The following is a 21,895-nucleotide window of genomic DNA, read 5'->3' on the forward strand; positions in this document are numbered from 1 at the left end:
CACTGGTGGAGTCATTTTCCCGCCCGATCCCGTGGATCTGCATCCACTTCGAATTCGGGGTTTGCCAGCGAACCGCTGATGACGGTTTTGAGATTTTCAGGTGGGGAGACTAGCGGATCACGCCAGCGCGGCCCAGGTACGTTCGTAAAACAAAGCCCACGGCACGCCGTGGGCTTTATTGGCAGTCAGTCAGGCAAGGCCTTACTGAGGCTTGGCTTCAGTTTTTGGTTTGCCGAAGTGCCACTCGTAAACCACAAATTTGAAGTCTTTCAGGTCGCCCTTGTCGTCGAAGCTCAGGTCGCCGGTTGGCGTCTTGAAGGTGCCTTTGTGGATGGCTTCAGCCACTTTGGCGGAGTCTTCGGACTTGGCAGCCTTGATCCCTTCGGCAATGACGGTCACAGCCGAGTAGGCCGGGAACACGAACGGACCGCTCGGGTCTTCTTTTTTGGCTTTGAACGCGTCAGCCAGGGCGACGTTGGCCGGATCCTGGTCGAAGGATTTCGGCAGGGTCACCAGCAGGCCTTCGGAGGACTTCTGAGCGATTTGCGAGATCGAATCGTTACCCACGCCTTCCGGACCCATGAACTTGGCTTTCAGGCCTTTTTCATCCGCTTGACGCAGGATCAGACCCAGCTCCGGGTGGTAGCCGCCGTAGTAGACGAAGTCGACGTTGGCTTGCTTGAGCTTGGCGATGATCGAGGAGAAGTCTTTGTCGCCGGCGTTGATGCCTTCGAACACGGCAACCTTGGTGCCTTTCTTCTCGAGGGTTTGCTTGACGGCGGTGGCAATGCCTTCACCGTATTGCTGTTTGTCGTGCAGGACAGCAACGATTTTCGGTTTTACGAAATCGGCGATGTAGTTACCGGCGGCAGGGCCCTGGGCGCTGTCCAGACCGATGGTGCGGAACACCATTTTGTAACCACGGGTGGTGATGTCCGGGCTGGTGGCAGCCGGGGTGATCATGATCACGCCTTCGTCTTCGTAGATGTCCGAAGCCGGTTGAGTGGAGCTGGAGCACAGGTGGCCGACCACGAATTTAACGCCGTCGTTGACGACTTTGTTCGCGACCGCTACCGCTTGCTTTGGATCACAGGCGTCATCGTATTCAACGGCTTCGAGTTTCTTGCCGTCTACGCCGCCTTTGGCGTTGATCTGTTCGATGGCCATTTTGGCGCCACTGAACTGCATGTCGCCGTATTGGGCTACAGGGCCGGTTTTAGGGCCGGCGATGCCGATCTTGATGGTGTCAGCTGCGAACGAATGGCTGGCAACCCCGGCCAGAACCATAGCGGCAAACAGTTTGGAAATCTGCTTAGTAGCCTTAGTCATAGTGCTCCACTCTTACTGTTGTAGTTTTTATAGTCCTGGCGCCGTCGGCAGCAGAACCGGGTCAGTATCTACGACATTCCCCGGAAAAGCCCCCCGGCAACTGTACCGGTACAGTGTAGAGCGCCGATTGTCAGCCTGGGAAGCTGGCGCCGGGGGGCAAAACTTGGGGGTGTCGCTTTTATGAAAGAAAAAGTCAGAATTGCGGCGGGGCGTTGACGGGCTTATAGCCAGATTCCGTGCATTCCTTGGCTTTCCTGCTCTTTTCATTCAGTGATGCAAATTGCTTCTGGGTTTTTCTGCCAGACCACCGACGTTATCATCGCGTCAATTTCTTTTCCGGACCGGACCCATGACTGAAGAACCTAGCACCCTCTATGCCAAGCTGCTTGGTGAAACCGCATCTATTACCTGGAAGGAGTTGGAGCCGTTCTTTGCCAAGGGTGCCCTATTGTGGGTCGACCCCGGCCTGGATTTGATCGCGGCCGCCGAGGCCGTGGCCACCGACGAAGGCGAGAAAGTGGCTGCCTGGCTGGCCTGTGACAAGGTCGCCAAGCTCTCTGAAACGCGGGCGCTGGATCTTTTCGAACGTGATCCGCAGTTGTGGGCCGTGGTGGTCTCACCGTGGATCCTGATCCAGGAAAGAGCAAAGGCTTGAATGCGCGCACTTGTTTGGTGCGCGTCGCCGCTGGCCAAAAGTGTGTAGCCGAGTAGCGTGATGGCACGTTGCCGTAGAGAAAAGCCACAGCTTCACGGTGACGTAAACGTAACGGGAACAGTTGAGCGGGCTGCCTGAGGGCTGCTCAATTGTTTCTGGATGTTGGAGTTGCGTGAATACGAGGAAGTCTTCGCGAGCAGGCTCGCTCCCACAAGTCATCACTGAATCCTGTGGGGGCGAGACTGCTCGCGAAGGGAACGACGCGGCTTAGAAGGTTTTACCTGTGTGGTTATTCAGCGAAATAACCTTGGTCTTGCCGATGCGGTGACGGTAGATCTCACGCAGGTATTTGATCGCTTTCTTCACGCAATCGCGCGACAAACGAATGTCGTTGATCGAGACGAACTTGTCCTTGTCGTTGATCAGCTCGCGGTATTTCTTCTCGTACATCGGTTTGATCGCGTACCAGTTGGTATCGAGGATCTTCGCCGGGTTCTCGAACTCGTTGAGCAAGTCATCAATCCGCGCTTCGTCGAACTCTTCGTTGACGATGAAGTCCAGCATCGAGTTATCCAGGGTTTCGTCGAAACGGTACGGACTGCGTGCGAAGCAACGTTTGATGAAGGCCACGATCAGCGTCAGGAAGTCGTCCGACAGGCACGGGCTCTTGGCGATCAGGGTGGTCAGCGACAGGTTGGCCGAGGCACCGATTACCAGTGCGTAGCGTTTGAGCGTGGTGTTGGGGAACAGGTTGTTGAGATGGGTCTTCAACCGGTTCAGGTCCATGTAGGACAGCTTGTAGTCCTTCGGCAGCGAAACGATCGACACCACCGATGAGCAGTTCTTGAAGAAGTGCAGGTCGTGCAGGGCCGCCGCGTCGTAGCCGGAATTCTTGTACTGCTCCAGCGACGCACGATAGCGCTTGGACTCGATTGGCAGCAGGCTGATGCCTTCGATGGCCTGGGTGACCTTGTTGAAGTGCGGCAGGTCGATGGAGCGGAAGAACAGATCGTCGATGTTCAGGCGCTGCGGCTCTTTCTCGAACACCTTGAACTTGTCGCTGGTAGGCGCCGGGGTTTCCGGGACCACGGACTCGGCGTAGGCAATCGCCACCGGGCCGGCCAGGCTCATGAACAGGTCGTTGGCGTCCAGGCGGATGGTTTCGCCGATGTCGATGCCGGCGCGACGGAAATAGTTCTGGTCGTAGTCGGTCGTTACCGCTTGCGCCGTCAGAATGTTGAAGATCTGCTGAGAGATGTACTGGTTGGCGTGTTTCTCCATGGCATTGACATCAATGTTCTGGATGTTGCCGTCGTCGCTTTCTTCGGCGTAACGCATGATGTCGTTGGAAATCAGCATCATCGCGTTCCACGGACGGATTCGGCCCATGACGCTGGCTTCGCTGCTGTCTTCGTTGGCGAAGTTGTAGGAGAAGTCCCACTCTTCCGACAGGTATTTACACAGCAGCCGACCGGCGTTGATGTGCAACGCTTCGGACATTTCACTGCGGTGATCGGAAATGTTCGGCAGCACACAGATGCCGCTGGTGAAAATCGGCTCGAAGACGAAGGAGTGACCGCTCTTGCTGTCGTGCTCATCCATCGGCTTGGTGTCGAAGGTCTTGTTCATGTACGAGTGTTGCTGGGCCAGGCCGAATTCCGAAGCCATGCCCGAACCCGTACCGCCACCGGCACTGAAAATCGAGAAGTACAGGCGCGATTGGTTGGCCTTGATGCCGCAGCTGTCGATCAGGTACGAGTGAATCATCTTCCAGTCAGGGCTGGAGAAGCGCTGGGTGTCCTTGTTCAGGATGATCTTGGCCAGGTATTGGCCGAGGATCGGCGCGTTACCGGCGCCACCGGCGTGGACTTCCGACAAGTCCATGATTTTCATTTTGCTGTAGTCGCGCAGGAAACCGCTTTTTTCACCCTTGCGCGAAAAACGGATGCGACCGGCGATGTCTTTGTCGAGGTCGCCGAGCATCACCAGCGGCTCTACCAGGAACACCGGTTTGGTCGCCTTGTTCGGCATCAGGCGCAGGTTGGTGCGAATCCATTGGGCCGGGCTGTAGCCTTTTTCGGCATAGCGCTTGTCCGGCGACAGGCGGTCTTCACTGTTGAATTCGTTGAGGTAGAACTTGCGGGCGTTGTATACCAGCTCCGCCACATCCAGCGCGATGTTCGAACCACAGCGGCCCAGGCCGATCAGGCACACTGACGGGAATTCCTGGTCGCTGTGCTGTTCGTTGTCGCCTTCCAGATGCGCAGGACGCGGGAACACCATGTCGCGCAGGCCGTCGAGGTTGTCGAGGATGCGGTCGGTGTTGGTTTCGGTGAAGTACAGGTATTGCTGGGTCGCCAGCGGGCGTGACGGGAGCAATGGCTTCGACGATGAAGGGCTGTTCGCCGCGGGGCTCAAAGTCAGGTCGGATACCGCAGTGGCCGGATTATTTTTGGAAGTCATTGTTCGCCATGTACCTGGGCTGGTTGGTCGGGCGACACGCTGTCGTCGAACCGTCACGGATGAGAACTCGCGTCTTTTATCAGCGCGTATTTGGCCCAAGCGTCAGAGCCGTGGCCTGAGCGTCGCTCGGGGGAATCCTTTCCTGAGTCATGATGAATCGGCCGATATTCGGCGATCTTTAATCAAAAAGAGGCAAAATGATGTCAACACTACCTTCGTTGGGTTTTGCCGGAATCGGTCTGATGGGGCTGCCGATGTGTCGGCGCCTGCTGGCGGCGGGTTATCCGCTGACGGTGTGGAACCGCAATCCGGCCAAATGCGCGCCGCTGGTCGAGGCGGGTGCCCGCCAGGTCGCGACCCCGGCAGAGTTGTGCCAGCACGCGGACCTGGTGATGTTGTGCCTGGCGGATACCACGGTGGTGCGTGAAGTAGTGTTTGGCGCGACCGGGGTGGTCGAAGGCGCGAAAAGCGGCCAGTTGCTGGTGGATTTTTCCAGCCTGGAACCCACCGCGACGCGGGAAATGGCGACAGAGCTTGTCAGCCGGACCGGCATGGGCTGGCTTGATGCGCCGGTGTCCGGTGGCGTGGTCGGTGCCGAGGCGGGGAGCCTGGCGATCATGGTCGGTGGCGATGCGGCGAATCTCGAGCGCATCAAGCCCGTGTTGTTGAACCTGGGCCAGCGCGTGACCCACATGGGCGCAGTTGGAGCCGGGCAGGTGACCAAGGCCTGCAACCAGATGATCGTCGCCTGCAATGCGCTGGTGATTGCCGAAGTGGTGGCGCTGGCGGAGCGTTCCGGTGTCGATGCGAGCCTGATCGCCGAGGCGCTGGCCGGTGGTTTTGCCGATTCGAAACCGTTGCAGATCCTCGCCCCGCAAATGGCCGAGAGCCGTTTCGAACCGGTGAAATGGCATGTGCGGACCTTGCTCAAGGATCTGGACACGGCGGTGAAGTTTTCCCGCGAGCAGGGTTCGGCGACGCCGATCAGCGGCCTGGCGGCGCAGCTGATGCGGCTGCATGGCGGGCAAGGGTTCCTGGAAAAAGACCCGTCTACATTAGTGCAGATGTACCGTGGGCCAGACTCAACGACGTAAGGGGGTAGGCGTGCCTGCGCTGGTTGATTTCGTTCAGTACCGGACGTAATTCAGCCAGCGGCACCGGCCGGCTGAGCAGGTAACCCTGTACAAAGTCGCAATCGTGGCATTCGAGAAACTGGTATTGCTCAAAGGTTTCGACACCTTCGGTGACGACATCCAGGTGCAGGGTATGGGCCATGGCGATAATCGCCTGGACGATCTCCATGTCCTGGGTCGACTTGGGAATGTCCTGAATGAACGAACGGTCGATTTTCAACGTGTTCAGCGGCAAGCGCTTGAGATAGGCCAGGGACGAGTAACCAGTGCCGAAATCATCGATCGACAGCGACACGCCCAAGGCGCGGATCTGTTGCAGCAGCACCAGCGTGTCGGCGATATTGCCCATCAGGGCATTTTCGGTCACCTCCAGCTCCAGTCGTTGCGGCGCGACGCCCGCGCTGCGCAATGCCTGTTCGATTTGCCCCGCCAGTTCTTCGCGCGCCAGGCTCAGGGGCGAGCAGTTCACGGCGATCTTCAGGGCTTCGCATCCCTGGCGCGACAACTCACCGAGGTCTTCACAGGCTTTGCGCAGCACCCAGTTGTCCAGTTCGGTGATCAGGCCGTTGGCCTCGGCAAGGGGGATGAAGCGGTCCGGTGCGAGGAATCCGTGGACCGGGTGTTGCCAGCGAATCAATGCTTCAAGCTTGCTCACCTGGCCGGTTTTCAAGTCGTAGATCGGTTGGTAACAGAGCATCAGGCCGGCGTCTTCGCGCAGGGCATGGCGCAGCTCTTCCTCCAGTTGCAGCTCCAGCGTGGCACGGGCCTTGAGGTTGGCACTGAAGAAATTCAGGCCATTGCGCCCACTGCCCTTGGATTGGTACAGCGCCAGGTCGGCGTTTTTCAGCAGCTCGTCGCAGGTCTTGCCGTCATCGGGAAACAAGCTGATGCCGATGCTGGTGGTCATGACCATGCGCCGCCCGGCCAATTCGATGGGCTCCTTCATTTTCAACATGATGCGCTGCGCCATGTGCCGCGCTTCTTCGCGATCATGCAGGTTGATGAGCACGCAAAATTCGTCGCCACCAAAGCGCGCCACCACGTCTTCCTGGCTGCGTACCGAGCCTTTGATGTGGCTGGCGATCACTTTGAGCAACTCGTCGCCGGCGTCGTGACCGAGGCTGTCGTTGATGCGCTTGAAATGGTCGATGTCGAGGAACAACACGGCGAGCATGCCGCCCCCATGGGTTTTCTCGATGAGTTTCTCGGCGAACAGCTGGTTGAAACCGCGGCGGTTGATCAGGTTGGTCAAAGGGTCGTAGTGCGCCACCTGTTGCAGCGACATGCGTGCCTGATCCAGTTGGGTGAGCAGTGAGTTGACCCGCTGCAGGTCATGCTCCTTGTGTTGCAGCTTCTTATCCGCCAGCGCCGCACTGACGCTGCTGCCGATGATCAGCAGCGTCATCACCGCGACCGTCAGGCCCAACTGCAGATGGTTGTTTTCCCCGGGTTGGGTCACGAGGGTACCGGTGGGCAGCACCAGATTGAAGGCGGCCATGCCGGTGAAATGCATGCTGATGATGCCTGTCCCGAGTACCAGGCTGGCGCTGTACTTGAGCAACTGATGGAACATCCCGGCGCCGTTGCGCAAGTAATTCGCCAGCAGCAATGCCGCGAGGCTGGCGCCAATCGCCACCACGATGGAGAGCGCGAACAAGGTCGGTTGATAGTAGGCTATCGCCGGAGAGCGCAGGGCGGCCATGCCCACGTAATGCATAGTGGCAATGCCCAGGCCGATCCAGATTGAAGCCTTGAGGCATAGCCAGATGTTCAGGGCAGGGCGGCTGAGTGTGTGCATCGCCAGCCATGAAGCGAGCAGGGCGATCAACAGAGAGGCAAGGGTGATGGGCAGATGGTAATGCACATTGATCGGCGCCTGGAACGCCAGCATGCCGATGAAATGCATGGCCCAGATCCCGCCGGCCAGGCACCCGGCCCCGGCCCAGCGCCATAAGCGCCGGGAGGCGGGTTTTTCCGCATGAGCGACGCGCTCGGCCATGTCCAGCGTGGCAAAGCTGCCGGCACAAGCGACCAGATAAGCCAGTAGCACCAGAAAAGGGTCATGTATGCAATTGAGTATGACCTGCCCGCTCTCTGGCTGCTCGGTAATGAAATGCAGACCAAGCCACTCCATAGCATGCCCCATGTCGTTTCCCTGACCGGTGCAAGCAGCACCGGCGAATGTCTTGAAGTATAGAGGTCAGGTACGGATCGCCAGCAGTAGTGGCAAATTGGTGTCTACTATTTTGGAATTAATATTAGAGCGTTTGGAAATAAGATGTTGCATGGGCAGCGCCGGACTTCATGGGCAGGTATCAGCTTTACGAATAATTACAGACAGCATTGGCGAGCCTGACTAGATTGCAGGTTCCGGGCTCGGATGCGCTGGCAGTGAAGCCCCATAACAATAAAAGAGACGGACCCATGCAGAACTCGACCCAAGCGGCGAATGCCTGGCGCATTCTGTTCCTGCTGTTCCTGGCCAACCTGTTCAACTTTTTCGACCGCACCATCCCGGCCATCATCATCGAGCCGATCCGCATGGAATGGCACCTCAGCGATTTTCAACTGGGGATTATCGGCACGGCGTTCACCATCGTTTACGCGATCGCCGGTCTGCCTCTGGGGCGGATGGCCGATACCGGTTCGCGTAGCAAACTGATGGGATGGGGCCTGGCGGCATGGAGCGGACTGACGGCGGTCAATGGCATGGTCGGCAGTTTCTGGAGCTTCCTGATCGTGCGCATGGGCATCGGCATCGGTGAGGCCAGCTATGCGCCGGCTGCCAACTCGCTGATCGGCGACCTGTTTCCGGCTCATCGCCGGGCGCGGGCCATGGGGATTTTCATGCTGGGGCTGCCGTTGGGGTTGTTGCTGGCGTTCTTCACCATCGGCGCGATGGTCAAGGCGTTTGACAGCTGGCGGGCGCCGTTCTTCATCGCCGCGGTGCCAGGGTTGATCCTGGCGGTCTTCATGTTCTACATCAAGGAACCCAAGCGCGGTGCCGCCGAAAGCGTGCAGGTGTCGCAAGAGAAGGTCGACCGGCCTATTCGTCGTGTCCTGGCGGTGCCGACCTTTCTGTGGCTGGTGTTGGCCGGCCTGTGCTTCAACTTCGCGACCTATGCCTGTAACTCGTTTCTGGTGCCGATGCTCCAGCGCTATTTCCTGATGCCATTGCAGGAAGCGGCCGTGGCGACCGGGGTCATTGTCGGCGTAACCGGATTGGTCGGTCTGACCCTGGGCGGCTGGATCGCGGACAAGATCCACCAGCGGGTGGCCAATGGTCGTCTGCTGTTCGCCGCGTTCAGTCTGATTATTTCTACCTTGTGCACCGCGTGGGCGCTGCATTCGGGGCGGATCGAGATCGGGGTGTTCGTGGCCGTTTTCAGTGTGGGCTGGTTGTTCGCTTATAACTTTTACACCTGCGTTTACACGGCGATCCAGGACGTGGTCGAGCCGCGTCTGCGGGCAACGGCCATGGCGCTGTTCTTCGCCGGGTTGTATCTGTTGGGGGGTGGTTTGGGGCCGGTGGTGGTGGGTGCCTTGTCCGATCACTTTGCACACACGGCCATGTTATCGGCGGGTGCCGAACAGATGACCGAGGCGTTCAAGGCGGTCGGTCTGCATGATGCGATGTACCTGATTCCGGTGGCACTGTTTTTCACCATGGTGTTTCTGGTGCTGGCGTCGCGGTGTTTTGTAAGGGATGCCAAGCGGATGAAAGAGGGATTGGTCGCTGTGGTTGAGCCTGAAGGTTCTGCGGCGACTGCCTAGCCGCCTTTGCGAGCAAGCCCGCTCCCACAGGGGAATACATTCCAAAGGTGGGAGCGGGCTTGCTCGCGAAAGGGTCATCAACAGCACTACAAAACTCTGGCAAATTAAAAAGGCCCGCATCGCTGCGGGCCTTCTTGTTTGCCGGTGGAGCAGGGGGGGGTTAACCCGCCACCAATACCCGGATCGCTTCCAGTCGCAGCGCAGCCTTGTCGAGCATGGCCAGGCCTTGCTCGCGTTGTTTGCGCAGGGCAACCAGTTCGCTGTCGCGTACGGTCGGGTTGACCGCTTGCAACGCGGTCAGGCGTGCCAGTTCTTCATCGGTATCAGCCGCCAGGCGATGTTGCGCCTGCGCCACTCGTTCGGCGTGACGCGGGTAGATCTTGTCTTCGCCGGCGTTGATCCGTGGCGTCAGCTGATCACGCTGTGCCTGGATGAACTTGTTGGCGCTGGCGCGCGGGACACTTTCAAGTTGATCGTTCAGGGTCTCGAACGACACCCGGGCCGACAGGTCATTGCCGTTGGCATCGAGCAGGCAGCGCAATGCGGCCGGCGGCAGGTAACGACCCAGTTGCAGGGAGCGCGGGGCAACCACTTCGCTGACGTAGAGCAGTTCCAGCAATACGGTGCCGGGTTTCAGCGCCTTGTTCTTGATCAGCGCCACGGCGGTATTGCCCATGGAACCGGACAACACCAGATCCATGCCGCCTTGCACCATCGGGTGTTCCCAGGTGATGAACTGCATGTCCTCGCGGGACAGCGCCTGGTTGCGGTCGTAAGTGATGGTCACGCCTTCGTCGTCGCCCAGCGGGAAGCTGGCATCGAGCATTTTTTCGCTCGGCTTGAGGATCAGGGCGTTTTCCGAATGGTCCTCGCTGTCAATGCCGAAGGCGTCGAACAGGGTTTCCATGTAGATCGGCAGGGCGAACTGGTCGTCCTGCTCAAGAATGGCTTCAACCAGCGACTCACCTTCGCCGGCACCGCCGGAATTGAGCTCCAGCAAGCGGTCGCGGCCGGTGTGCAGTTCGGCTTCCAGGCGCTCACGCTCGGTGCGGGCTTCGTCGATCAGTGTTTGCCATTCGCCATCGTCGGCCTCTTCCAGCAGCGGCAGCAGGCGCGGGCCGAACTGATGCTGCAAGGCGTTGCCGGTCGGGCAGGTATTGAGGAACGCGTTCAACGCTTCGTGGTACCACTGGAACAGGCGCTCTTGCGGGCTGGTTTCCAGGTAGGGCACGTGCAGTTCGATGGTGTGCTTCTGGCCGATGCGGTCCAGACGACCGATCCGCTGTTCCAGCAAGTCCGGGTGGGACGGCAGGTCGAACAGCACCAGGTGATGGGAGAACTGGAAGTTGCGGCCTTCACTGCCGATTTCCGAACAGATCAGCACTTGCGCGCCGAATTCTTCGTCGGCGAAGTAAGCGGCGGCCCGGTCACGCTCGAGGATGTTCATGCCCTCGTGGAAGACCGTGGCCGGAATACCGGAGCGCACGCGCAGGGCGTCCTCCAGGTCCATGGCGGTTTCGGCGTGGGCGCAGATCACCAGGACCTTGGTGCGCTTGAGCATTTTCAACTGGTCGATCAGCCACTCGACACGCGGGTCGAATTTCCACCAGCGTTCTTCTTCGTTGGCGTCCGGCTGGGCCTGGAAGCTGACTTCCGGATACAGCTCGGCGTGATCGCCCAGTGGCAGTTCGAGGTATTCGTCCGGGCACGGCAGCGGATACGGGTGCAGTTTGCGCTCCGGGAAACCCTGCACCGCGGCACGGGTATTACGGAACAGCACGCGGCCGGTGCCGTGGCGGTCCAGCAATTCGCGCACAAGGCGGGCGCTGGCTTCAGTGTCGCCATCGTTGACTGCGGTCAGCAAGGCTTCGCCTTCGTTGCCGAGGAAACCGTGGATGGTCTCGTGCGCCTGCGGTGACAGACGTCCCTTTTCCAGCAACTCCTGAACGGCTTCGGCAACCGGACGATAGTTTTCGCTCTCGGCGCGGAAGGCGTGCAGGTCATGGAAGCGGTTCGGGTCGAGCAGGCGCAGACGGGCAAAGTGGCTGTCCTGGCCCAGTTGTTCCGGGGTTGCGGTCAATAACAGCACGCCGGGAATGGTTTCGGCGAGTTGTTCGACCAGCGAATATTCAGGGCTGACTTGATCTTCGTGCCACACCAGGTGGTGCGCTTCGTCGACTACCAGCAAATCCCAGCCGGCGGCGAACAGCGCGTCCTGGGCCTTCTCGTCGTCCACCAGCCATTCCAGGGCAACCAGCGCGAGCTGGGTGTCTTCGAACGGGTTGGAGGCATCGCTTTCGATGAAGCGTTCTTCGTCGAACAGCGCGACCTGCAGGTTGAAACGGCGACGCATCTCCACCAGCCACTGGTGCTGGAGGTTTTCCGGCACCAGGATCAGCACGCGATTGGCACGCCCCGAAAGCAGTTGGCGATGGATCACCAGGCCGGCTTCGATGGTTTTGCCAAGGCCCACTTCGTCTGCCAGCAAAACCCGTGGCGCGATACGGTCGGCGACTTCACGGGCGATGTGCAACTGGTGCGCGATCGGCTGCGCACGTACGCCACCCAGGCCCCACAGCGAAGACTGCAACTGGCGGCTGGTGTGTTCGAGGGTGTGGTAGCGCAGGGAGAACCACGCCAGCGGGTCGATCTGCCCGGCGAACAGGCGGTCGCTGGCCAGGCGGAACTGAATGAAGTTCGACAGTTGGGTTTCCGGCAGGGTGACCACTTCGTTCTGGGCGTTGAGACCGTGGTAGACCAGCAGGCCATCCATGTCGTCAACTTCGCGAACGGTCAGTTTCCAGCCTTCGAAGTGAGTGATGCTGTCTCCCGGCGAAAACCTTACACGAGTGAGAGGCGCATTCCGTAGCGCGTACTGGCGGGTGTCGCCAGTGGCCGGATAGAGCACGGTCAGCAAGCGGCCGTCCTGTGCCAGAACGGTGCCCAAACCCAGCTCGGCTTCGCTGTCACTAATCCAGCGTTGCCCCGGTTGATACTGCTGCGCCATGCTGCCTGACTCCCACCTTGAAAAAGCGGGCTATCTTAACGGAATGAGGGCTTCAGGGCCAAAGGACTCTCAGAAAAACTCTCGGGTTTACGTTAGCCCACTTACAGGCGGTGTGTGGACTACGGCACCCACGAGTGCCAATTGGGTCACAGTTTGCGACCGATGGCTCAAGTCGCCATTACCGCAGCCGACAGCCTGCTGACAGGAGACCCATTTATATGCTGCCACCGATGCTCCCCCTGAGTGCCGTGCCGATCACCTCCCAGCACGACCCGGTTCGCCCGCGCCCGGACATCGCGCCTGTGGTGCCGATGCAGGAGAGTTCCACCGACAGCACCATCGACCTGAAAAACCGTGACCGCGAAGAAGCCGTTCTGTTATTGCGCGAGGAACAGCGCCGACGGCAGGAGCGCGAGCAGCGCCGGCGTGAAGCTGATGATGATCCCCAAGCGCACCTGGCGATCCCCGGTGACGAACTCAATGCCGACAATACCGTACCGGTGGCGCCGCTGATGGAAGACCAGCCGCGCCAAGGTTTGTGGGTCGATATCGAGATTTGAGGGTGTGGCTGGTCAGCGCCGTCGCCAGACCTCATTATTGGCGCAACCCTGCCGAACGATGCGGCAGCTGAATTTCATTTCCAGCGATGCACTGAACGCCATGAGCCAAGACGACAAGCTGATCGACCTCAACGCCGAACGCGCCAAGCGTATCCATGACCTTAACGACAAACGCCTGAATGAAGTGCGCCAGGCGTTCGAACAGGCCATGCCGTTGGGGAAATCGAAGAAAAGCCAAAAAACCAAATCGAAGAGCAAGCCGAAAAAGCGTTGAACCCCCGGCATCGATTGATGCAGGTCAGTTTTCCCCTCCTTATATGCCCGGTCCCGGGCAACATTGATCCCGGTCAATATTCTCTCCTGCCCGATTGGTTAACTTAACCCCATCGCAACAGGGCAACTGCAGGAGACGCGTCATGTTTTTCGACAACGTGGTGATCGCCGGAGTGCTGACCGTCAGCCTCATGCTGGTGTTTTTTGCAGGGTTCGGATTTTTTATCTGGAAGGATTCGCACAAGCGGAAAAAACCGTAGGTCTTTCTGGACGTACTGAGCACGCAAGGCATTTTGGGCAACTTCGGTTGCCCTTTTTTTTGCCTGCGAAAATCTATCGGCCTTCGCAGAGTTCACTGTGGGAGCGAGCCTGCTCGCGAAAACGGAAGTCGTCGCAATGAAAATGGCGTCTGTTTGACCGCTTTCGCGAGCAGGCTCGCTCCCACAGTTGTTTCGTGGTGACAGACAGCAATAAAAAAGGCGCGGTCCTCACGGAGCGCGCCTTTTTCGTACAGCGGCGTATCAGCTACCCAGTGCCTTCGAAGCCAGCCAGAACAGGCCGGCCGACAGGGCGACCGTGGCCGGCAGGGTCAGTACCCAGGCCAGCAGGATGGTTCTGACGGTGCCGCCTTGCAGGCCGCTTTTGTTGGCGACCATGGTCCCGGCGACGCCCGAGGACAGGACGTGGGTGGTGGACACCGGCAGGCTGAAGATGTTGGCCATGCCGATCATGCACGCGGCCGTGATCTGCGCCGACATGCCCTGGGCATAGGTCATGCCTTGCTTGCCGATTTTCTCGCCGATGGTCAGTACCACGCGTTTCCAGCCAACCATGGTACCCAGGCCGAGGGCCAGGGCGACCGCCAGAATCACCCAGAACGGGGCGTATTCGGTGGTGGTGGTCAGGTCTTTGCGCAGTTTGTCCAGGTCAGCCTTTTCACGGGGGGCGAGGCCAGGCAACTTGGCGACTTTCTTCGCGGTATCGTCCAGGCACAGCAGGTAGCGACGTACTTCGATGCGGCTTTCCGACGACAGCGAGTGGTAGTCAGCTACACCCTTGAGGGTACCCAGAAGGGCGTCAATGGTGGGTTCTGTCTGTTGCGGGTTGCAGCGGAATTTCTCCGGCAGATCGCCTGAAACGCTTTTGCCCAGGGCCAGGAACTCGCCCAGGGAGTCGGCATTGCGCTTGTAGAACTGGCTCAAGTGCAAGGTGGCGTCGCGGGTACGCTCGATCTGGTAGGTGGTGCTGTTCAGATCAAGAACGAACTGCGCCGGCACGATACCGATCAGCACCAGCATGATCAGGCCGATACCTTTCTGACCATCGTTGGAACCGTGCACGAAGCTCACGGCCATGGCCGAGATCACCAGCACCAGGCGGTTCCAGAACGGCGGGTGTTTCTTGTCGTCGATCTTGCGGCGCTGTTCCGGCGTCTTGTGCATCTTCGACAGCGGACGCCACCATTTGAGACCGATCAGTACCAGCGCGGCGATCAGGAAACCTGCCATTGGCGAGAACACCAGCGACATCGCGATATCGATCGCCTTTTGCCAGTTCACCCCGTCGGCCAGCGGAATATCGTTGATCAGGGCGTTGGCCAGGCCCACGCCGAGGATCGAGCCGATCAACGTATGGGAGCTGGAGGCGGGGATACCGAAGTACCAGGTGCCCAGGTTCCAGGTGATGGCTGCGGCGAGCAACGAGAACACCATCGCCAGGCCATGGCCGGTATTCACGTTGATCAGCAGCTCCACCGGCAGCAGGTGAACGATGGCATACGCCACGCCAACGCCGCCCAGCAATACGCCGAGGAAATTGAACACACCGGAAAAGAACACCGCCAGATGAGGCGGCATCGCTTTGGTGTAGATAACAGTGGCTACCGCGTTAGCGGTGTCATGAAATCCATTGATGAACTCGAAGGCGAGGACAAAAGCCAGGGCGAGCAAGAGGCTCACAAGCACCCACGCATCCAGTCCGCTGAATAAATCGATCATGAAGGTTTTCTGACCCGGTCATAAGGGGGCGCGATTATGCCAGAAAAGACTGTCAATCGATGCACTAGCTGCTCATCGGTAACATTCTTCAACGAATTATTTTGCAGCCGCGCCCTGAGCCCCGGTGATTTTTCGGGGCTTGCAAGTCGTTGAATTTCTTTGGAAACGCTGTCGCCACAAGGGTTTCGCTCGTTTGAAGGAGGGATTTGAACGCTTGTGTGAAATTTCTGAAGAGAGAGTCAGATATGAGCCTTTTTACCCTGTCAGATGGGCAAGGTAGCCGCGGCCCGCTCGTAGCGGGCGCAAAAGGCAACATCAATACTTCCCGCTTTTAACGGGAGCAAACGCAGACCCTGGAGGGATTCAAGCCGAGGTGCTTATGGCTCTTCGGCTTTGAGTTCCTTTTCCATTTTTTCCAGTTCTTGCTTGAATACCTGATCCTGAACGGTGGCGCGTTTACGCCAGGGTTTGCGTTCCGGTTCGGGCTGGGCGGCGTAGGTGGTGACTTCCCCGCCGTAAACTTCCTTGTAACGTTGTTCCTGGCGCTCAAGTTCCGCGCGCAGTTCGTCTTTCGTCACAGTGCTACCTGATTGAGTTGAGATGAATTCTGGTGAAACGCGCTGCGTTCAATGTATTGACCACACTCGTCGAAAGGACAAGGCCCACAAAGGCATCGTTTTTACGGCAAGGCGATCAGTACGTCCATGTTGCAGGCGGCCACGGCACCAGAGATAAATAGCTGACGTAGCATCAGTTTCCTGTTTCGGCGAGCGCGTTGGCGGATGCGGGTGCAGTCAGCGTCGGACGCTTGCCGGGGCAGCAGCGATGGAACATCGCGCCACCGGGTAGCGGGATCGGCGAGTAAAAAATCGCCTGGCTACTGATTTCCATTATAGCGAGCGATTCACAGAACACTATCGTCAAAGAGTTAAAAGTCGATCTTGATGTGTGATTGTTTTGGTTGGCCGCAACTTTTACAGGCAACTAGTGCATTGGCTGATGTCATTGTGCAACGCTGCCTTTCTGGCGCCATTAAGTCGAACAACTTAGGGCAACTAGATGCGCCTTTAAATCGGTCTTCGGGGTTTGCGCGAAAACATACGAAAAGGGCGTTTTCCGGCCCGTTGGCAGGCTGGGAGGTAGAGTGGATCGATTGCGATTATCGGTCGATGGTTCGATAATCGCCCATTCTTGGTCGGCCAGGCTTGTTTGCCGGGCCCATGCCGCTTGTAATAGTCGCTGATCCGTGTGGGAAAAGGACCTTATATGAACGATCAACTGCGCAATTCCTTCGCTTCAGTGGCACCGCCGATCGTCGCATCGCCAGCCAAACGGATTCAGGCCCTGACTGGTGACCCGGATTTCATGACCTCCCTGGCCCGTGGGCTGGCCGTTGTGCAGGCGTTCCAGGAGCGCAAGCGGCACCTGACCATTGCCCAGATCAGCCACCGCACGGAAATTCCCCGCGCCGCGGTCAGACGTTGCCTGCATACCCTGATCAAACTCGGCTACGCCACCACCGATGGACGCACCTATTCATTACTGCCCAAAGTGCTGACCCTCGGCCATGCCTATGTTTCCTCGACGCCGCTGGCGGTTTCTGCCCAGCCATACCTGGACCGCATGAGCGAGCAATTGCATGAGGCCTGCAACATGGCCACCCTGGAAGGTGATGACATTCTATATATAGCCCGCTCGGCGACCACCCAGCGTCTGATTTCTGTGGACCTCTCGGTGGGCGGTCGGTTGCCGGCGTATTGCACATCGATGGGCAGGATCCTGCTGGCCGCCCTGGACGACACGTCGTTGGGGGAGTACCTCGACCACGCCGACTTGCAGGCCAAGACCAGCCGGACCATTCATACTCCCCAAGCATTGCTCGAATGTTTGCAGGAGGTACGCCAACAAGGTTGGTGCATCGTCGACCAGGAACTTGAGCAGGGGCTGCGTTCGATTGCCGTTCCGGTGTACGACGCTTCCGGCCAGGTGGTCGCGGCCCTCAACGTCAGCACTCATGCGGGACGGGTCAGCCGTAACGAACTGGAGCAGCGGTTTCTCCCCGGTTTGTTAAGCGCAAGCCGCGATCTGAGCGCGCAGCTGTTTGCCTAAGCTGTTCGATAAACGCACAGAGTCGCGTTTACTGAATTGACGCTGTTTCCCCTGGATTATTACTGTCGCGGCTGCGCCAGCGTCGGCTGGCCCCGTTCGACTGCGATCCATGGAATAAAAATAATGAACCAGCCTCAGTCTGCTGTAGGAAACTGCCTCGACGTGCAGTCCTTCATCAATGCTCAACCCATTTCGCGCTACCAGTGGCGCGTGGTGATCCTGTGTTTCCTGATTGTCTTTCTCGATGGCCTCGACACCGCGGCCATGGGGTTCATCGCGCCGGCCCTGTCTCAGGACTGGGGCATCGACCGCGCCAGCCTCGGCCCGGTGATGAGTGCGGCATTGATCGGCATGGTTTTCGGTGCACTGGGCTCCGGCCCGCTGGCTGACCGTTTCGGACGAAAAGTCGTACTGGTGGGCGCCGTGTTGTTGTTCGGAGCGTTCAGCCTGGCTTCGGCTTACAGCACCAATGTCGATCAATTGTTGGTGCTGCGCTTCCTCACCGGCCTTGGGTTGGGGGCCGGTATGCCGAACGCCACCACACTGCTCTCGGAATACACCCCGGAGCGCAAGAAGTCTCTGCTGGTGACCAGCATGTTCTGCGGCTTCAACCTCGGCATGGCCGGTGGCGGATTCATTTCGGCCAAGCTGATTCCGGCGTTTGGCTGGCACAGCCTGTTGCTGATCGGCGGGATTCTGCCACTGATCCTTGCCGTCGTTTTGCTGTTCTGGCTGCCGGAATCGGCGCGCTACCTTGTCGTGCGTAACCGGGGCACCGACAAAGTACGCAAGACGCTGGCGCCCATCGACCCGGCGGTGGTCGCCCAGGCCGCAAGCTTCAGCGTGCCGGAACAGAAAACCGTGAAGGCGCGCAACGTGTTTGCAGTGATCTTCTCCGGCACCTACAGCGTCGGCACCTTGCTGTTGTGGCTGACCTACTTCATGGGGTTAGTGATCGTTTACCTGCTGACCAGCTGGCTGCCGACCCTGATGCGCGACAGCGGCGCGAGCATGGAGCAAGCGGCCTTCATCGGTGCATTGTTCCAGTTCGGTGGTGTGCTTAGCGCAGTGGGCGTGGGTTGGGCGATGGACCGGTTCAATCCGCACAAGGTCATCGGCATTTTCTACCTGCTGGCCGGGGTGTTTGCCTACGCGGTGGGGCAGAGCCTGGGCAGTATCACGCTGTTGGCGACTCTGGTACTGGTGGCAGGTATGTGTGTCAACGGTGCGCAATCGGCAATGCCATCGCTGGCTGCGCGTTTTTATCCGACCCAGGGGCGCGCCACCGGCGTGTCGTGGATGCTCGGCATTGGCCGTTTCGGCGCGATTCTCGGGGCCTGGATGGGTGCCACGCTGCTGGGTCTGGGCTGGAACTTTGAGCAAGTGCTGACGGCGTTGGTGATTCCGGCGGCGCTGGCGACGGCGGCGGTGGTGATCAAGGGTGTGGTCAGTCATGCGGATGCGACTTGAGGACTGATCCAGAATCTCGGGTGATTTTGATGGCCTCTTCGCGAGCAGGCTCGCTCCCACAGTTGATCACGTTCCCTTGTGGAGGAGCCTGCTCGCCAAGCTTTTGGGATCGGTAGGTATGCAACAATGTGTTCGATAAACGAACACTCAGTCGATTATCGGATTGTTTGAGGTTTTTCACAGGCTTAATCTTCAAGTCATTCCGGCGCTGCGCATCGGCGCCTTTTTCGACCACTGTTGGTTAATAACAAATGGGAGCCTGCCCCAATGGCTGAAATTCTTTCGCTGCATGACGCAGTGAAGCAATTCGTAAACGACGGCGATACCGTTGCGCTCGAAGGCTTCACTCACCTGATCCCGACGGCCGCCGGTCACGAAATCATTCGCCAGGGCAAGAAAGACCTGACCCTGGTGCGGATGACCCCTGACCTGATCTACGACCAGTTGATCGGTGCCGGTTGTGCCCGCAAGCTGATTTTCTCCTGGGGCGGTAACCCGGGTGTCGGTTCTCTGCACCGTATGCGCGATGCGGTCGAGAAACAGTGGCCCCATGCGCTGGAAATCGAAGAACACAGCCACGCCGACCTGGCCAACGCCTACGTCGCCGGGGCATCGGGCCTGCCGTTCGCGGTGCTGCGTGCCTACGCCGGTTCCGATTTGCCGAAGGTCAACCCGCTGATCAAGTCCGTGACCTGCCCGTTCACTGGCGAAGTGTTGGCAGCAGTGCCTTCGGTGCGTCCGGATATCACCGTAATTCACGCGCAGAAAGCCGACCGCAAGGGCAATGTGCTGCTGTGGGGCATTCTCGGCGTGCAGAAGGAAGCCGCATTGGCTGCCAAGCGCTGCATCGTCACCGTTGAAGAAATCGTCGACGATCTCAACGCGCCGATGAACTCCTGTGTGCTGCCGACCTGGGCCTTGAGTGCCGTCTGCCACGTACCGGGTGGCGCGCATCCGTCCTACGCTCACGGTTACAACGAACGCGACAACCGCTTCTACCAGGCCTGGGACCCGATTGCCCGCGACCGTGAAACCTTCACCGCGTGGATCAACGAGTACATCCATGGCAGCGCTGACTTCAGCGAGTTCCAGGCCAAACTGGCCGCCGCTTCGGAGGCGAAGTAATGACTTACACCACCAATGAAATGATGACCGTCGCCGCTGCCCGTCGCCTGAAGAACGGCTCGGTGTGCTTCGTGGGCATCGGCCTGCCATCGAAAGCGGCCAACCTGGCGCGCCTGACTTCGTCGCCAGACGTGGTCCTGATCTACGAATCGGGCCCTATCGGTGCCAAGCCGAGCGTGTTGCCGCTGTCGATCGGTGACGGTGAACTGGCGGAAACCGCCGATACCGTGGTCCCGACCGGTGAGATTTTTCGCTATTGGCTGCAGGGCGGGCGCATTGACGTCGGTTTCCTCGGCGCGGCGCAAGTCGACCGTTTTGGCAACATCAACACCACCGTGGTCGGCGATTACCACGCACCGAAAGTCCGTCTGCCGGGTGCCGGTGGTGCGCCGGAAATTGCCGGTTCCGCCAAGAGCGTACTGATCATCCTCAAGCAATCGGCGCGCTCCTTCGTCGATAAGCTCGACTTCATTACTTCGGTCGGTCACGGTGAAGGCGGTGATTCGCGCAAGCGTCTGGGCCTGCCGGGCGCTGGCCCGGTCGGGATCATCACCGACCTGTGCATCATGGAGCCGGAGGAGGGCACTCATGAGTTCGTGGTCACCGCGTTGCACCCGGGCGTGACCCGCGAGCAAGTGACGGCCGCCACCGGTTGGCCAATTCGTTTTGCCGACAGCGTTGACACCACTGCCGAGCCGACCGAGGTCGAACTGACCGCTCTGCGCGATCTGGAAGCCCGTACCGCGGCGGCCCACGGCCAAGCACCCGGAGAAGCGTGATGCGTGACGTTTATATCTGCGACGCCATTCGCACCCCCATCGGCCGTTTCGGCGGAGGCCTGTCGACGGTTCGTGCCGACGACCTGGCCGCTGTGCCAATCAAGGCACTGATGGAGCGCAACCCATCGGTGGACTGGACAGCCGTGGACGAGGTGTTCTTCGGTTGCGCCAACCAGTCCGGCGAAGACAACCGCAACGTGGCACGCATGGCGCTGCTGCTGGCCGGGCTGCCGGAAACCATTCCCGGCGTCACCCTCAATCGCCTCTGCGCGTCGGGCATGGACGCCATCGGCACCGCATTCCGTGCGATCGCCAGTGGCGAGATGGAGCTGGCGATTGCCGGCGGTGTCGAGTCGATGTCCCGCGCACCGTTCGTGATGGGCAAGGCCGACGCGGCGTTTTCACGCAACATGAAACTTGAAGACACCACCATCGGCTGGCGTTTCATCAACCCGTTGATGAAAGCCCAGTACGGTGTGGATGCGATGCCACAAACGGCGGACAACGTCGCCGACGATTACGAAGTGTCTCGCGAAGATCAGGACCTTTTTGCCCTGCGCAGTCAGCAACGCACCGCCGCCGCGCAAGCTGCAGGTTTTTTCGCCGAAGAAATCGTTGAAGTGCGCGTTGCCCACAAAAAGGGTGAAACCGTGGTCAGCCAGGACGAACATCCTCGCGCCGACACCACGTTGGAAGCGCTGACCAAGTTGAAGCCGGTCAATGGCCCTGACAAAACCGTCACCGCCGGCAATGCGTCGGGCGTGAACGACGGCGCGGCGGCGTTGATCCTGGCTTCGGCCGAAGCGGTGAAGAAACACGGTCTGACCGCCCGCGCCAAAGTGCTGGGCATGGCCAGTGCCGGTGTCGCCCCGCGGGTGATGGGCATCGGTCCGGTACCGGCGGTGCGCAAACTGACCGAGCGCCTGGGTGTGGCGGTCAGCGATTTCGACGTGATCGAGCTTAACGAAGCCTTCGCCAGCCAAGGCCTGGCAGTGCTGCGTGAACTGGGCCTGGCGGACGACGCGCCTCAGGTCAACCCCAACGGTGGCGCCATTGCCCTGGGTCATCCATTGGGCATGAGCGGTGCACGGTTGGTGCTGACTGCTCTGCATCAGCTGGAAAAAACCGGTGGCAAGAAAGGTCTGGCGACCATGTGCGTCGGTGTCGGCCAGGGGCTGGCCTTGGCAATCGAACGCGTTTGACGCGTTCTGAAGACTGATA

17 protein-coding genes are annotated in these 21,895 nt (G+C 59.4%); 11 read left to right on the plus strand and 6 right to left on the minus strand.

The features are described from left to right. Positions 1–201: 201 nt before the first annotated feature. Positions 202–1,329 carry a branched-chain amino acid ABC transporter substrate-binding protein gene (locus tag AC07ZE_RS07340; protein ID WP_207262831.1) on the minus strand — a complete coding sequence of 376 codons (1,128 nt, stop codon included), beginning with the start codon at positions 1,327–1,329 and terminating at the stop codon, positions 202–204. 349 nt (positions 1,330–1,678) lie between these two features. On the opposite strand from AC07ZE_RS07340, the gene AC07ZE_RS07345 reads away from it, so the two are divergent. Next, positions 1,679–1,984 (plus strand): DUF2288 domain-containing protein, encoded by a 306-nt coding sequence (locus tag AC07ZE_RS07345; RefSeq protein ID WP_095195394.1) that lies wholly within the window; start codon positions 1,679–1,681, stop codon positions 1,982–1,984. Between the two features lie 267 nt (positions 1,985–2,251). Here the strand turns inward: AC07ZE_RS07345 and AC07ZE_RS07350 are convergent, their stop codons facing one another. Continuing rightward, the gene (locus AC07ZE_RS07350; protein WP_207262833.1) at positions 2,252–4,447 is read right to left on the minus strand and encodes a hypothetical protein; all 2,196 of its coding nucleotides are present in this window, start codon (positions 4,445–4,447) and stop codon (positions 2,252–2,254) included. Between the two features lie 197 nt (positions 4,448–4,644). Between AC07ZE_RS07350 and AC07ZE_RS07355 the strand changes: the two genes are divergently transcribed. Next, on the plus strand, positions 4,645–5,541 hold the full coding sequence (locus AC07ZE_RS07355) for an NAD(P)-dependent oxidoreductase (protein ID WP_207262834.1): 897 nt from the start codon (positions 4,645–4,647) through the stop codon (positions 5,539–5,541). Here AC07ZE_RS07355 and AC07ZE_RS07360 read toward each other — a convergent pair. Continuing rightward, positions 5,498–7,714 (minus strand): putative bifunctional diguanylate cyclase/phosphodiesterase, encoded by a 2,217-nt coding sequence (locus AC07ZE_RS07360; RefSeq protein WP_310650390.1) that lies wholly within the window; start codon positions 7,712–7,714, stop codon positions 5,498–5,500. The two genes, AC07ZE_RS07355 and AC07ZE_RS07360, sit on opposite strands and share 44 nt — an antisense overlap. Before the next feature lie 290 nt (positions 7,715–8,004). Between AC07ZE_RS07360 and AC07ZE_RS07365 the strand changes: the two genes are divergently transcribed. After that, positions 8,005–9,354 (plus strand): spinster family MFS transporter, encoded by a 1,350-nt coding sequence (locus AC07ZE_RS07365; RefSeq protein ID WP_207262838.1) that lies wholly within the window; start codon positions 8,005–8,007, stop codon positions 9,352–9,354. Positions 9,355–9,514: 160 nt separating this feature from the next. Here the strand turns inward: AC07ZE_RS07365 and rapA are convergent, their stop codons facing one another. Further along, on the minus strand, positions 9,515–12,361 hold the full coding sequence (gene rapA / locus AC07ZE_RS07370) for an RNA polymerase-associated protein RapA (RefSeq protein ID WP_207262840.1): 2,847 nt from the start codon (positions 12,359–12,361) through the stop codon (positions 9,515–9,517). 218 nt (positions 12,362–12,579) lie between these two features. On the opposite strand from rapA, the gene AC07ZE_RS07375 reads away from it, so the two are divergent. From AC07ZE_RS07375 to ccoM, 3 genes are all read left to right on the plus strand, one after another. Beyond that, positions 12,580–12,921 carry an aspartate-semialdehyde dehydrogenase gene (locus AC07ZE_RS07375; protein ID WP_207262842.1) on the plus strand — a complete coding sequence of 114 codons (342 nt, stop codon included), beginning with the start codon at positions 12,580–12,582 and terminating at the stop codon, positions 12,919–12,921. Between the two features lie 58 nt (positions 12,922–12,979). Beyond that, positions 12,980–13,195 (plus strand): hypothetical protein, encoded by a 216-nt coding sequence (locus AC07ZE_RS07380; protein ID WP_207267907.1) that lies wholly within the window; start codon positions 12,980–12,982, stop codon positions 13,193–13,195. Positions 13,196–13,337: 142 nt separating this feature from the next. Continuing rightward, positions 13,338–13,454 (plus strand): cytochrome c oxidase subunit CcoM, encoded by a 117-nt coding sequence (gene ccoM / locus AC07ZE_RS07385; protein WP_008056860.1) that lies wholly within the window; start codon positions 13,338–13,340, stop codon positions 13,452–13,454. 261 nt (positions 13,455–13,715) lie between these two features. Here ccoM and AC07ZE_RS07390 read toward each other — a convergent pair whose 3' ends face one another. Both AC07ZE_RS07390 and AC07ZE_RS07395 read right to left on the minus strand, forming a co-directional pair. Further along, positions 13,716–15,191 (minus strand): inorganic phosphate transporter, encoded by a 1,476-nt coding sequence (locus tag AC07ZE_RS07390; protein ID WP_095195400.1) that lies wholly within the window; start codon positions 15,189–15,191, stop codon positions 13,716–13,718. A gap of 377 nt (positions 15,192–15,568) precedes the next feature. Beyond that, complete coding sequence (locus tag AC07ZE_RS07395) at positions 15,569–15,769, minus strand: hypothetical protein (RefSeq protein WP_008056863.1); 201 nt, start codon at positions 15,767–15,769, stop codon at positions 15,569–15,571. Positions 15,770–16,457: 688 nt separating this feature from the next. Between AC07ZE_RS07395 and pcaR the strand changes: the two genes are divergently transcribed. From pcaR to pcaF, 5 genes are all read left to right on the plus strand, one after another. Continuing rightward, positions 16,458–17,300, plus strand: coding sequence for an IclR family transcriptional regulator (pcaR, locus tag AC07ZE_RS07400; RefSeq protein WP_207262844.1), 843 nt, complete (start codon positions 16,458–16,460; stop codon positions 17,298–17,300). Between the two features lie 123 nt (positions 17,301–17,423). Then, positions 17,424–18,770 carry a 4-hydroxybenzoate transporter PcaK gene (pcaK, locus tag AC07ZE_RS07405; RefSeq protein ID WP_095195402.1) on the plus strand — a complete coding sequence of 449 codons (1,347 nt, stop codon included), beginning with the start codon at positions 17,424–17,426 and terminating at the stop codon, positions 18,768–18,770. A 267-nt stretch (positions 18,771–19,037) separates the two neighbouring features. Continuing rightward, positions 19,038–19,895: a CoA transferase subunit A gene (locus AC07ZE_RS07410; RefSeq protein WP_207262846.1), complete on the plus strand. Its 858-nt coding sequence runs from the start codon at positions 19,038–19,040 to the stop codon at positions 19,893–19,895. Further along, complete coding sequence (locus AC07ZE_RS07415; RefSeq protein ID WP_095195403.1) at positions 19,895–20,674, plus strand: CoA-transferase subunit beta; 780 nt, start codon at positions 19,895–19,897, stop codon at positions 20,672–20,674. The genes AC07ZE_RS07410 and AC07ZE_RS07415 overlap by 1 nt, the downstream gene beginning before the upstream one ends. Continuing rightward, positions 20,671–21,876, plus strand: a complete 1,206-nt coding sequence (gene pcaF / locus AC07ZE_RS07420; protein WP_207262848.1) for a 3-oxoadipyl-CoA thiolase — start codon at positions 20,671–20,673, stop codon at positions 21,874–21,876. Before AC07ZE_RS07415 ends, pcaF begins: the two co-directional genes overlap by 4 nt. The last annotated feature ends 19 nt before the right edge of the window (positions 21,877–21,895 follow it).

Source organism: Pseudomonas sp. GW101-3H06, assembly GCF_059424605.1.